Origin of the sequence: Mesorhizobium sp. M5C.F.Ca.ET.164.01.1.1 (assembly GCF_004792125.1) — a bacterium.
GTDB lineage: Bacteria > Pseudomonadota > Alphaproteobacteria > Rhizobiales > Rhizobiaceae > Mesorhizobium > Mesorhizobium wenxiniae.
In genome coordinates this window covers 34,580-46,898 of sequence record NZ_SRTG01000006.1, presented here as the reverse complement: position 1 = coordinate 46,898, position 12,319 = coordinate 34,580, and the positions used below count along the sequence as shown (strand labels likewise).

Genomic DNA, 12,319 nt, shown 5'->3' with positions numbered 1-12,319 from the left:
ATGTCTGCACGCTGGCGGATACGGTTCTCAATTTTTGTTTTTGAGTCTGGAAACGGCTTCAACCTTTTGTCTCACCTCTTCAAATTCACCACGATCACGCCGCCAAGCGCCAGCGCGCCGCCGAGAACACCGAGCAGCGTCGGTACCTCGCCCAGCCAGAAGAAGCCGATCAGCGTCGCCACCGGCGAAACCAGATAGAGGAAGTTCGAGGCACGGGCTGCAGGCAGACGGGAAAGTGCTGTTGCCCAGGCGGCGTAGGCGATGAGGCTGGGCACGATGCCGAGAAAGATCACGGCGCCGAGGCCGGCGCTATCGGCAACCGCCGCCTGCGCCAGGCCGCTCGGCAGGAAAGGCAACAGGCAGAGCGCGCCGAGCACCATGTTCGAGGCTGAAATGGTCAGCGGATGATGACGGGCAAACAGCGGCTTCTGGACGATGGTGTTGACGGCCGAGCACAGCGCCGAGCCCAGGATCAGCAGCGCGCCGTTGTCGAAATGCAACCCTTGCCCCTCGCCCATCGCGATGATGCCGATGCCGGCGAAGGACAGGAATGTGCCGGCCCAGGCCACGCCTGAGAAGCGTTCGCCGAGCAGCGCCATCGCCATGATCGCGGTGAAGATCGGGCTGACGTTGATGATGAAGCCGGCAGCACCGGCCGAGACGGTCAGCTCGCCGAAATTGAGCATTGCCGTGTACAACGCAACGAAGACGGCGCCGCCGAAGGCAAAGCGCCACAATTCATCGAGCCGGGGCAGCGCCGGCTGCTTGACGGCGAGGAAGATCGCCGCCGGCACCGCCGCGATGGCGAAGCGCAGCGCGCCAAGTTCCAGCGGCCCGAAAGCCACGAGGCCGGCGCGGATCGCCGGAAAGGCTGAGGCCCAGCCGACCACTGTTAGTGCCACAGCAATAACTGCTGTGGTGTCCATCCGCTGTGTCGAATTCAACGTGCCGGTACAGGCGTTCATCTCGTACCCTCGGGCCTTTATTGTCCTGAAGACACAAAACGCCTTTCCTGACCGGTTGACAAACGACCAAATCGAGGATCACCTGTGACTATGGATCACAGCTCGGATGCGATGTTGCCGCTTGAAACCCTGCGCGCCTTCGACGCCGCGGCGCGGACGGGCAGCTTTTCGGCCGCTGCCGAAAAACTCAATCTCACCCATGGCGCCGTCAGCCGGCAGATCGCCAAGCTCGAGGACTGGCTCGGGCTGAAAGTGTTCGATCGCGGCGCGCGCGGCGTTTCGCTCACGATCGAAGGCAACCGGCTGCATCTGCGCACCACTGAGGCCTTTGCGCTGATATCCAGCAATTCGGACCGCTGGATCGAGCCGCGCGGCACCGCCGTGGTGCGGCTGACCTCTATCCCCTCGGTCAGCGGGCTGTGGCTGATGCCGCGCATGGCGGCGCTGGAAAACAACCCATCCAAGCTGCGCATCGTGCTCGACGTCGATATCCGTCAGGCGGATCTTGCCGACGAGGGCATCGATCTGTCGATCCGCTGCGGCCGCGGCCGCATTCCCAGCCGTGTCTCGGTACAGCTGTTCGAGGAACATGTGTTTCCGGTCGCCTCGCCGGACCTCGCTAGGGAGATCGGCCGTGGCGACCCAGCCCGGCTGCTCAAATTTCCGTTGATCAATGATTCGGACGCTTCGGCCTGGCGCGCCTGGTTTGCCGCCCAGGACATGGACTATCGCCCGCGTCCACAGGACCGCCGCTTCGAGGACTACAATCTGGTGCTCGATGCTGCCGCCCACGGCCTCGGTATTGCGCTGGCGCGGCCGCCAATGATCGAGCATCAACTGAAGTCAGGCCGCATCGTCGCTGTGGACGACCGCATCGTTCTCAGCCCGATATCCTACTGGCTCGACCGGCCTGTAGGGCGACCGCGCGCCGCCGCCGCCGAGCTTGCCCGGCGCATCGCGGCCCAGGCCGGGCTGGCGGCGGAAAAGATCGAGGATTTCATCGTAGCCGAGCAGTAGGATGCCGGACATCCACTTAGCCGGCTTGCTCGGCTGGTTGTCCTGAAACAGAGCCGACCAAACCCAATCTTGTCTCGCTCCAAGCTTGACCTTGCCGGCATTTTGTGGCGATGACATCCTCATGAACCTTGGCTCCATGTCATGATGAACCGCTTCGAAGGCCCCGGCGGCAAGGAAGCCCGTATCCGCTACCTAGACGGCGACTTCCAGGTGACCAGCCCCGGCGCCTTCGTGCGCTGCGCGGTCACCGGCGAAAGCATCCCGCTCGATGAGCTCAAATATTGGAGCGTCGCCAGGCAGGAGCCCTATGCGAGTGCCGCGGCCTCGCTGCGCCGCGAGATCGAGGCAAATCCCGAAATGCGCAGCCGGCGCTAAACCAGCTTCCGGATCGGCTGCAAGTCAGCCCTGAAGCTTTCGCTGCCGCCAGGCATCCAGCGTCTCGTCGATGATGCGTTCAGGCACGTGGTCGGGATCGAACACGGTGTCGATCTCCAGCACATCGAGCTGTCCGAGGAAATCGGCGGACGCGGCATCATGGCGCAGCCGGGCGGCGTCCTTGGCGGTGGTGATGAGGCCAAGTCCGGCACCTCGCGCTGTCGTTGCCAGTTCGGCAAGCTCGTCCTTGCCATAGAAATGATGGTCCGGAAACGACCGGGTCAGCGCAACCTCGCCGCCGGCCTCACGGACCGTGTCGAAGAATTTGTCGGGATGGCCGATGCCGGCAAAGGCGAGAAATCGCTTGCCGGCCAGCCCCGCCTTGCTGCTTGGCAGTGTACGCGCCTCGAAGATCGGCCGGCCGGCACGCGCCGCCTGGCGGACGACCGCATCGGCAGCAAGGCCCTCGCCCATCTTCAACAGCGCGCTGGTGAAAACCAGTTGGTCGACGATATCAGCCCTGAGCGGACCGCCAGGAATGACGTGGCCGTTGCCGACGCCGTAGCGTGCATCGACGACGACCAGCGCATAGTCGATATGGATGCGCGCGCTCTGGAAACCGTCATCCATGATCAGGAAATCGCAGCCATGCTTTTCCAGCAGAAGGCGCGCGCCGGCGGCACGGTTCGGCGTCACTGCGACCGGCGCGTGCTCGGCCAAAAGCAGCGGTTCGTCGCCGACATGCTTGGCGGCGTCATGATGCGGATCGACGACATGCGGCTGCGCGAAGGAGCCGCCGTGGCCGCGCGACAGGAAACCGGGATTGAGCTGCATGCGCCTGGCCTGCCGGGCCAGGGCGATCGCCACCGGCGTCTTGCCGGTGCCGCCGACGGTGAAGTTGCCGACGCACAGCACCGGCGCCTCGACCTTTTCGCGCGCTGCTGAGCGCATGCGGCGGCCGGCAATGAGCGCATAGATCGCGGACAGCGGCGCCAGCGCCAGCGCCCGCCAGTCCGGTTCTTCCCACCAGAAGGGGGGCGCTTCGCTGGCCATCTTAGCGGCCGTTGGCGCCCTTGAGGCGCGACTTGACGACCAACGGCTGAATGTAGGGTTCGAGCGACTTCAACGTGAGCGCCAGCGCGCCGCGCATCTCGTCGACGGTCGCCGCGCCGGCCGCCATCATCTCATGGCGAGCCACCTCGTTGCTCAACAGGAAATTGACGGCACCGGCCAGCATGTCGCGGTCGCGCACCAGCTTGGCGCCGCCGCTGTCGAGCAGGCGCTGATAGGTCTCGCGAAAATTCTGGACATTGCGGCCGGCCAGCACCGCCGTGTCGAGCATGGCCGGCTCCAGCGGGTTCTGGCCGCCCTCCGAGGTGAGCGAACGACCAACGAAGGCGATTTCTGTCAGCCGGAGATAAAGCCCCATCTCGCCCATCGTGTCGCCCAGCAGAATGTCGGTATCGGCGATGATCCGGTCGCCCTTGCTGCGCCGAGCGACTTTCAGGCCCATGCCGGAAATCTGCGCGGCAAGCGCTTCGGCGCGATCGGGATGGCGCGGCACGACGATCGTCAAAAGACCGTGGTGACGCTTGTGCAGCATCGCGTGAACCTCGGCAGCGACCACCTCCTCGCCGTCATGGGTCGAGATCGCCGCCCAGGTCGGGCGGGCGCCGATCTGGCGCTTCAGCGTGTACAGCGCCCTTTCATCGGCCGGCGGCGGCGTGGTGTCGACCTTGAGATTGCCGGATACGGTGACCGGCCGGGCGCCGAGCGAGAGGAAGCGCTCGCCGTCGACATCCGACTGGGCAACAACATGGGCGAGATTCTCGAACAGCGCCTCGGCGATGTTGGCGCGTTTCTTCCAGGATTTGAACGAACGGTCCGACAGCCTGCCGTTGACCAGCACCTGCGGCACACGGCGCGCGCCGAGCTCCAGGATGGTCATCGGCCAGATCTCCGATTCGGCGATGATCGCCAGATCCGGCCGCCAATGGTCGAGGAAGCGGCTGACCGCCGGTTTGAGGTCGAGCGGCACATATTGGTGGATGATACGGTCGCCGAGCCGTTCGTCGGCAACCTGAGCGGAGGTGACAGTCCCCGTCGTCAGCACGATGTTGACGCCGTAGTCGAGGATGCTCTCGACCAGCGGCACGACGGCGATTGTCTCGCCGACGCTCGCCGCGTGGATCCAGATCACCGGTCCCTCGGGGCGCTCGCGCCCGGCGATGCCATAGCGTTCGCGCCGGCGAATTCGGTCCTCCTTGCCCCTGGAGGTGCGCCAGGCGACATAGGGTCCGATCAGCGGGTAGGCAACTGCGCCTGCGAAACGATACGCCGTCAGGAAAGTGCGCGCCCAGCGCTCGCTCATTTTGAGCCATCCACGAGGCGATAGGCCTCGGCGGTCGCGGCGTTGAGCGCGGCCGTGACCTCCTGGCGCTTGCGTTCCATTTCGGCCTCATCCGCATTGGCCGGAACGAACACCGGCGCTCCAACGACGATCGAGGAGCGCCCGAACGGTAGATTGATCGTGGTCTTGTCCCAGCTGCGTTCCAGCACCTTGCGGCGGCTGGTGGCGATGGCGGCGGGCAGGATCGGTCGGCCCGAAAGCCGCGCCAGGAGAACGATACCAAGCCCCGCATCGCGCGGCGTGCCATGCGGAATGTCAGCGATCATGGCGACGTTCTTGCCGGTGGCGAGTGACTTTTTCAGGGCAATCAGCGCTTTGGCGCCGCCCTTGTCGCGATGCTTCGAGCTTTCGCGTCCGCCCGAGCCGCGCACCGCCTCGATGCCGAATTTCTCGATCATCAGTGCGTTGAGCTCGGCATCGGCACTACGCGACACCATGGCGACCAGCGGCCGTCCTTTGGGATAGTAGGCCGGAGTCAGAAGATGCTGGCCGTGCCATAGCGCGATGATGATGGGTTCGAACTGCGAGTGGGCGCCGCCCGATATCTGCGCCGACCCGTCGACGACACGGTTGGTCAGGCGGATGATGCGAACGAACTGCGCAAATAGGCTGGCGATGGCGTTCTTGATGAATCGCGATTGCGCCAGCGGTTCGCGTATTTTGCGCCAGAACGTCTTCGAGGTGCCACCGCGGCGCCCCCTTGCCGCGGACCTCGTGGTCGGCCCTTTCACGGCTTCATGATCCATCAATGTCAACCGGCGGCCTTGTTGTCGGGGTCGAGCAACCGGTGCAGGTGAACGACGAAATAACGCATGTGGGCGTTATCCACGCTGGCTTGGGCCTTGGCTTTCCACGCCGTTTGCGCGGATTGATAATCCGGATAGATGCCGACGATGTCGAGCGCGTCGAGATCACGGAATTCTGTCCCGCCCAGCGTCTTCAGTTCGCCTCCGAACACCAGGTGCAAAAGCTGCTTCTTTCCGTCTTCCGCGGTCATGTCGGTCCTTCACATATCGTGAGTTTGTGACAGGTCTAGACCAAAGCCGCCGACTTTGGAACCATTGATGATATGTTCAACCGTCCAGCCCTGCGATGATGCCCGAGAGCACGGCGAGCAGTTCGCCGCTGCCAGCAACCAGCGCGCCGTGGTGGATCACTTCGCCGGCATAGCGCGGTGCGCGGCCATTCTGGTCGAGCAATGCGCCGCCGGCCTCGCGCAGGATGAGATCCGCCGCGGCGATGTCCCAGTCATGGGCGTTGGGTTTGACGAAGGTCGCGTCGAGCCTGCCACTGGCGACCATCGCCAGCCGGTATGCGAGCGAGGGAATATAGGGCACGCGGCTCAGCCGGCCCTGCCATTCCGCCGGCATCAGCCCTATCAATGGCTTCGGCCCGCCGATTTCGACCATTGCTGCCGGGCGGCGCACGGCAATGCGACCGCCATTCAGGAACGCCCCCTCACCGGGCAGCGCCCAATAGGTCTCCTCGGTGGCGGGACATTCGAGAACGCCGACAAGGGTGCGACCGTCTTCGACCACCGCGACGCTGACGCACCAGGAGCGAAGGCCTTCGAGGAAGCCGCGCGTGCCGTCGATCGGATCGACGACGAAGGTGCGGCGGGCGGCAAGCCTTGCCGGATCGTCGGCCGTCTCCTCCGACAGCCAGCCATAGTCCGGCCGCGCTGCAAGCAAGGTTTCGCGCAGATACGCGTCGGCGGCGTGATCGGCCTCGCTCACCGGCGAGGTGCCGCCCTTCATCCACACCTGCGGATTGTTGCCGAAATAGCGCATGGCGATGGCGCCCGCCTCGCGGGCGGCGTCGCGCAGCAGTGGCAGATCCTCGCGAGCCCCGGCGGAAGTGACCTGGTCAAGCTCCGGCAAGGGTCATGCCTTCGATCAGAAGCGTTGGTGCGGCGGTGCCGAAATTTCGATCGAGATCGCTCGCCGGAACCATGTTGAGGAACATGGACTTCAGGTTCGAGGCGATGGTCACTTCCGCAACCGGATAGGCGAGCTCGCCATTTTCGATCCAGATGCCGGAAGCGCCGCGGCTGTACTCGCCAGTCACCATGTCGACGCCCTGGCCGAACACTTCGGTGACGTAAAAGCCTGATTTGAGCGACTTGATGAGGTCTTCGGGCGTCCGCTCGCCCGGCTCGATAGCGAGGTTGGTTGATGACGGCGAGACGGAGGAGCCGTTGCGCGAACCGCGCCCGTTGGTGGTCAGCCCCAATTCCCGCGCGGCCGAGGTTGAGAGGAACCAGTGGTTCAAAACGCCCCTCTCAACCATGAGCAGCTTTTCGCCCTCGATGCCTTCACCGTCGAACGGACGCGACGCCTGGCCGCGCAGCCGGAGCGGCTCGTCGGTGACGGTGATCGCGGCCGCCGCCACCTGCTTGCCCATCATGTCGCGCAGAAAGCTGGTCTTGCGCGCGACGGACGCGCCGTTGATGGCGCCGGCGAGATGACCGGCAATGCCGCGGGCGACGCGCGGGTCGAACACCACATCGACCGGCCCGGTCGCTGCCTTGCGCGCGCCGATGCGCCGCGCGGCGCGTTCGCCGGCCTTGCGACCGATGTCCTCGGGCGCGTCCAGGTCGGAGAAATGCTGGCGCGAGGAGAATTCATAGTCGCGTTCCATGCCGGTGCCCTCACCGGCGATCACGCTGGTCGAGCGCGAAAAGCGCGACGCGACGTAGTGGCCGACAAAGCCGTGCGAGGTGGCGAGCACCAGCCCGCCAAGCCCGGCGCTGGCGCCGCTGCCGGCTGAATTGGTAACTCCCTTGACGGCAAGGGCCGCCGCTTCCGCGGCCAGCGCCGCTTCCTTCAACTGGTCGGCCGAGACTTCCGTCGGATCGAACAGATCGAGGTCGCGCGGCTTCTTGACCAGCAAGGACGGATCGGCGAGGCCCTGATAGGGATCTTCCGGCGAGACTTTCGCCATCGCCACGGCGCGCTCGGCTAGCGCTTTCGGGTCGGAGGCAGCGGTTGCCGAGACGCTCGCCACGCGCTTGCCGACGAAGACGCGTAGCGAAACATCCTCGCTCTCGGACGCCTCAGTGCCCTCGACCTTGCCAAGCCGCACCGACACGCCGGTCGAACGGCCGCGCACCGCAACCGCGTCGGCGGCGTCGGCGCCGGCCCGTTTGGCAGCCTCGACCAGGGCCGCGACGCGGTCGGTCAATTTCGCTGAGTCCAGCGTATCGGTCATGTGCATAGTCCTGTTTTCCGCCGGGGCGGCCGCTCCGCACCATCTATTGTTCCGATGTGGCTTGTGCAATGGCAGAAGTGGCAAGCAGGATAGATCGGCCAGCAGACACTCGGCTTTAAGCGGCATGATCGGAGCGGGTCCTCAAAGGCTGCTTCGCAGCGATTTCGGACTGGCCGATGGCCCTTTGACGCCGTGCTCCGACCACATACGGACGTGCGATTGCGGTAACGCCCTTGTCCTTTCCACTCACGATCGGCACCTGCCCGAAACCGCTAAATTTAGCGATTTCTTATGTAACCTTGGAACTTTGTAGCTTGCCTTCCAGTTTCAATTGCATGCGAGACTCTGTGATCCAAAACATCAGGACTGCGGTGACCGTATCGCCACCGCGCTACTCGCTGGTCCTTCCCATATACAATGAAGAACAGGTGCTGCCTCGGCTGATCGAGCGGATCAGTTGGCTGGTTGGCCGGTTGGACGGAGAAACAGAGGCCATTTTCGTCGATGACGGAAGCCTCGATGGAAGCGTCGAATATCTTCGAAACGTGCTCGCTGTCGAGCCGCGCTTCCGGCTGATCGAACTCTCCCGCAATTTCGGCCACCAGGTCGCGATCACCGCCGGCATGGACGCGGCTGCGGGCGATGCCGTCATCGTCATGGATGCCGACTTGCAAGACCCGCCGGAGGTGGTTCTCGATCTGGTGGCGAAATGGAAGGAAGGTTTCGAGATCGTCTATGCCCGCCGTGTCAGACGTGAGGGCGAATCCTGGTTCAAGCGCATCACGGCCAGCCTCTTCTATCGTCTGCTGGAGAAAATGACGTCGGTCGACATCCCGCGAGACGTCGGCGATTTTCGCCTGGTCGGACGCAAGGCGTTGGAAACCTTCAAGCAAATGCCCGAACACGACCGCTTCGTCCGGGGCATGTTCGCCTGGATGGGGTTCAAGCAGACGGCGGTGCCTTTCGAACGCCCGGCGCGGCCCCTGGGCCAGACCAAATACCCATTCTGGAAGATGATGCACCTTGCCGTACACGGCATCGTCAGCTTCTCCGAGAAACCGCTGCGCCTGGCGCTGTGGGGCGGATTGGCAATTTCGGCGCTTGCGGTAGTGTTCGGCGCTTACGCCATTTTCGCCTGGATTTTCGAAACCGGCATCATAGCTGGCTGGACATCCACGGTGGTGATCGTGTCGCTTTTGTGCGGCATCAATCTTTTCATGACCGGCGTGGTCGGGCTTTATGTCGGCGGCATCCACGCCGAGGTCAAACGCCGTCCGCTTTACGTGATTGACCGAGTCACCGGCTTCGATAACGCGATGCGTGCCACCGCCGCCTCTGGAGAGAGCCGTCGATCGTTTCGAAAACCCAGGAACGGAGCCTCGGCTGATGGCCGAACTCTTCGACAGCTATAAATCCGATTATGGCGACTTGGTAGAAGGATCCATCCGGTTTTCCGGGCTGAAGCACGACTTCTTTCTGATCGCCAAAGCCGACCTGCTGCGGCGTCTCGTGGTCGAGCGAAAGCTACGACAGGGGGGCGCGGGTGTGCGGGCGCTGGATGTCGGCTGCGGCGTCGGGTCGCTCCACCCTTATCTCGAAGGCGTCTTCGAGCGCCTGGATGGCTGCGACGTCTCGGAACAATCGATCCTGCGAGCCGGCCAGGACAATCCACGTGTGACCTACCGCGCCTGTACCACGCCGAGCCTACCTTACGAGGACGGCGCGTTCGATCTGGCGTTCGCCAGTTGCGTCGTTCATCACGTTCCGCCCGTCTCCTGGCTCGATTTCTTCCGGGAGATGCGGCGCGTCGTGCGGCCCGGCGGCGTCGCCTGCATCATCGAGCACAATCCCTATAACCTGCTGACGCGTCTTGCGGTGTTCCGGTGTCCGTTCGACCAGGACGCGGTCCTGCTCAACGCAGCCAAAGCAATGTCCCTCTTTCAGAAGACGGGATTCAGGGATATCCGATCCGAGCACTTCCTGCTGCTGCCGTCGGCCAGGCCTTTTGCCAGAAGACTCGAGCGCCTGCTCGCGCCGCTACCGCTCGGAGCCCAGTATGCGTGCAGTGCGCATGTCTGAGGACCATTCGACCGCCGGCGCCGGGCTGAAGCTGCTGGCGCGCTTCGGGTTGGTCGGCATCGCCGCGACGATCCTGTACGCCGTCTTGGCTATCGCTTTGGTCAAATCGGAATGGATCGGCTTCTCGCCTGTCCAGGCGTCGCTTGCGGCTTACGCCGCGGCTGCCGTGTTTTCGTATTTCGCCCACAAATCAGTAACCTTCATGTCGAGCGGATCGCACCGATCGGAAGCTGCGCGCTTTGTCCTGCTGACGGCGACAGGCTTCGCCGTGGCCTACTTGGCGGCGGCGCTTTTGACGGCAAAACTCGGCCTGCCGCCCATCATTGCAATTCTGGTTACGTGCCTGCTTATTCCCGCGGTCAATCTGCTCATGCTCGACCGTTGGGTTTTTGCGCAGCGAAGACCCGGCCAGCAAGGCAACCGCTCTACCTAATCCACCTCAATGTCATCCAGCCGGAACGACACCAGCTTGATGGAGCGCTTATAGATGTTGCTGGCGGCCGGAGTTGGCGGAATGCCGTCGAGATAATCGAAGGCAATTTCGAGTGTATCGGCCTTACCGAGCGGCGCCGATGGAATGACGAACGAGACCGTTCGGGGTTCTTTGCCCGACAGCGTCACCGCATGCGCCCGAACACCGTTCACCGAGATCACAACCCTCTGCGTGATCTGTGGAGGACGAATGACGGCGGCCATCTGCAGCGTGGCTGTCAGCTCGTCGCGCAGCGGCGGTATCTTCACGCGGAGCCGCGAGGTCTCGCCCAGGGAATGGGTGCCGTCGGCGACGGGTCCCGACCAGCCGCAGACCTTTATGCCGGCTGCCTGCTTAGCGCCGTCGTTCCGGAACGATACCGTCTGACCAAGTGTGTAGCTGCCGACGGCATCGCGATTGAGGCAGGTCGTCGTCCGATCGATGTAATAGGCGCGATAATCGGCATTGACGTTTGGATTGAGAGCAAGCGCAAGGATGACGATCTCGGACCCGGCCAGAACCGCCGCGAGCGCGTAGCCGCCGAGCGAGGCGGCGCGTCTGTAACGCCCCAGAGTGTCAGACCAAGGCAAGGTAGCCTCCGATCCACGCCACAGTCATGAAATAACAGGCGCCGAGGAAGAGAACCAAAGCTGCGAGCCAAATGAGCCTCGACGCCGACAACAGGACGACGAGCATCATTGTCACAGGCGCAAGCCCAATGACGTATCTGACCATCGAGGCCAGGTTGGTGATCAGCGGCAGGATGATGCAGAGCGCGCAGAAGAGTGCCGCGCCATATTGCCTGCGAGCCGCCAGAACGGCCGACAGCGCCAATCCGGTGATCGCGGCCAGCGCGCTCCATTGCGGCGCCGTGGGCACCCATCCGATGGTCGGAACAGCTGAGAGCCCGTCCCATAGAAAGACCAGCGGATTGCCGGCCACGCGTCCGAAGGCCCGCTGGATGTGCAAGAACGCAAAGCCGTCCCCGACAGTAAGGTAAAGAAACAGGATGTAAGCGAACAAACCGGCAGGCGAGATGAGGACAGCGACCAGCAGATCCGGCCGGCCAAGCACCCAGCGCGGGAAAGACAGCGTCGACCCGCCCTGCTCGCGGTGCTCCCTGAATATTTGAATCACGGTCGCAAATACGACGAAGACCCCGACGAGCCTGGTCGCCGACAGCAGCGCGGATGATACACCCGCGGCGAGATAGCTGGAGCGCTTGAGCGCCAGAAAAACGCACGAGGTCAGGAGCACGAAAAGAGGTTCGCTCAGGAAGGTCGTGAAGTGAAAGGAGAACGGGCCGCTCAGCAGAAAAGCGCAATACAGCACATAAGCGCGCATGTTCTTGTCCAGCAGCGGCCATGCCACCAGACAGGCGGCGTAGCTGCACGCAATCGATGTGATCGTCGCGATCAGTATCGTAGGGAAAGGGAAAACAGACCGGATCGCCGCGACCAGCATCGGGTAGAGCGGGAAGAAGCCCCAGCGACCGACATTGCTGTGGTCTGGAATGGGAAAGCGCTCGTAACCTTGTTCGCTGATGCCGATATACCAGGCGCAATCCCAGCGGCAGAGCGCACGGGCATAAGCCTCGAAACCTGTTTCCTCCGACACAGAAGCAAATGCTGCATAGCGAATAGCCAGTCCGCTGATCACAAACAGCAACGGCACCGCTGCGGCGGACAGGAACATGGCGCGAGCGCCAGCGCTCGCACGCGCGACATCTTCGAGCGCCAACTCTGCCTCCACCCATTCGAGTGGCTGGCGCCACTCTCCCCTTTAAATTAG

Annotated in this window: 14 protein-coding genes; 5 read left to right on the top strand and 9 right to left on the bottom strand. The window is 63.6% G+C overall.

Annotated features, from left to right (window positions below; translation table 11 throughout):
- Window positions 1–71: 71 nt before the first annotated feature.
- On the bottom strand, window positions 72–965 hold the full coding sequence (locus tag EN807_RS25855) for a DMT family transporter (RefSeq protein ID WP_135937212.1): 894 nt from the start codon (window positions 963–965) through the stop codon (window positions 72–74).
- A 90-nt stretch (window positions 966–1,055) separates the two neighbouring features.
- Here EN807_RS25855 and EN807_RS25850 point away from each other — a divergent pair, with 90 nt between their 5' ends.
- Together EN807_RS25850 and EN807_RS25845 are read left to right on the top strand one after the other, a co-directional pair.
- Window positions 1,056–1,982 carry a LysR substrate-binding domain-containing protein gene (locus EN807_RS25850; protein ID WP_135937211.1) on the top strand — a complete coding sequence of 309 codons (927 nt, stop codon included), beginning with the start codon at window positions 1,056–1,058 and terminating at the stop codon, window positions 1,980–1,982.
- Between the two features lie 141 nt (window positions 1,983–2,123).
- Window positions 2,124–2,357 carry a DUF2093 domain-containing protein gene (locus EN807_RS25845; protein ID WP_029354089.1) on the top strand — a complete coding sequence of 78 codons (234 nt, stop codon included), beginning with the start codon at window positions 2,124–2,126 and terminating at the stop codon, window positions 2,355–2,357.
- Window positions 2,358–2,381: 24 nt separating this feature from the next.
- Here the strand turns inward: EN807_RS25845 and lpxK are convergent, their stop codons facing one another.
- The 6 genes from lpxK to EN807_RS25815 all read right to left on the bottom strand — a co-directional run bounded on the left by lpxK (window position 2,382) and on the right by EN807_RS25815 (window position 7,977).
- Entirely contained in the window at window positions 2,382–3,410 is a 1,029-nt protein-coding gene (gene lpxK / locus EN807_RS25840; RefSeq protein WP_135937210.1) for a tetraacyldisaccharide 4'-kinase, read from the bottom strand.
- Window position 3,411: 1 nt separating this feature from the next.
- Window positions 3,412–4,728 carry a lipid IV(A) 3-deoxy-D-manno-octulosonic acid transferase gene (gene waaA / locus EN807_RS25835; RefSeq protein ID WP_135937209.1) on the bottom strand — a complete coding sequence of 439 codons (1,317 nt, stop codon included), beginning with the start codon at window positions 4,726–4,728 and terminating at the stop codon, window positions 3,412–3,414.
- Window positions 4,725–5,513: a lysophospholipid acyltransferase family protein gene (locus tag EN807_RS25830; protein ID WP_135937208.1), complete on the bottom strand. Its 789-nt coding sequence runs from the start codon at window positions 5,511–5,513 to the stop codon at window positions 4,725–4,727. Before EN807_RS25830 ends, waaA begins: the two co-directional genes overlap by 4 nt.
- A 5-nt stretch (window positions 5,514–5,518) precedes the next feature.
- Entirely contained in the window at window positions 5,519–5,764 is a 246-nt protein-coding gene (locus EN807_RS25825; protein ID WP_029354097.1) for a DUF4170 domain-containing protein, read from the bottom strand.
- A 76-nt stretch (window positions 5,765–5,840) separates the two neighbouring features.
- Window positions 5,841–6,647, bottom strand: a complete 807-nt coding sequence (locus EN807_RS25820) for a 3'(2'),5'-bisphosphate nucleotidase CysQ (RefSeq protein ID WP_135937207.1) — start codon at window positions 6,645–6,647, stop codon at window positions 5,841–5,843.
- The gene (locus EN807_RS25815) at window positions 6,634–7,977 is read right to left on the bottom strand and encodes a TldD/PmbA family protein (RefSeq protein WP_135937206.1); all 1,344 of its coding nucleotides are present in this window, start codon (window positions 7,975–7,977) and stop codon (window positions 6,634–6,636) included. Before EN807_RS25815 ends, EN807_RS25820 begins: the two co-directional genes overlap by 14 nt.
- A gap of 350 nt (window positions 7,978–8,327) precedes the next feature.
- Here EN807_RS25815 and EN807_RS25810 point away from each other — a divergent pair, with 350 nt between their 5' ends.
- The 3 genes from EN807_RS25810 to EN807_RS25800 are packed head-to-tail and all read left to right on the top strand — an operon-like array spanning window position 8,328 to window position 10,489.
- On the top strand, window positions 8,328–9,389 hold the full coding sequence (locus tag EN807_RS25810; RefSeq protein ID WP_246684380.1) for a glycosyltransferase family 2 protein: 1,062 nt from the start codon (window positions 8,328–8,330) through the stop codon (window positions 9,387–9,389).
- Window positions 9,364–10,056 carry a class I SAM-dependent methyltransferase gene (locus EN807_RS25805; RefSeq protein WP_135937204.1) on the top strand — a complete coding sequence of 231 codons (693 nt, stop codon included), beginning with the start codon at window positions 9,364–9,366 and terminating at the stop codon, window positions 10,054–10,056. Before EN807_RS25810 ends, EN807_RS25805 begins: the two co-directional genes overlap by 26 nt.
- Window positions 10,057–10,105: 49 nt before the next feature.
- The gene (locus EN807_RS25800) at window positions 10,106–10,489 is read left to right on the top strand and encodes a GtrA family protein (protein WP_246684355.1); all 384 of its coding nucleotides are present in this window, start codon (window positions 10,106–10,108) and stop codon (window positions 10,487–10,489) included.
- Here the strand turns inward: EN807_RS25800 and EN807_RS25795 are convergent.
- The gene (locus EN807_RS25795) at window positions 10,486–11,118 is read right to left on the bottom strand and encodes a hypothetical protein (protein ID WP_135937202.1); all 633 of its coding nucleotides are present in this window, start codon (window positions 11,116–11,118) and stop codon (window positions 10,486–10,488) included. The two genes, EN807_RS25800 and EN807_RS25795, sit on opposite strands and share 4 nt — an antisense overlap.
- Window positions 11,105–12,268 (bottom strand): hypothetical protein, encoded by a 1,164-nt coding sequence (locus tag EN807_RS25790; protein WP_135937201.1) that lies wholly within the window; start codon window positions 12,266–12,268, stop codon window positions 11,105–11,107. The genes EN807_RS25795 and EN807_RS25790 overlap by 14 nt, the downstream gene beginning before the upstream one ends.
- Window positions 12,269–12,319 lie beyond the last annotated feature (51 nt).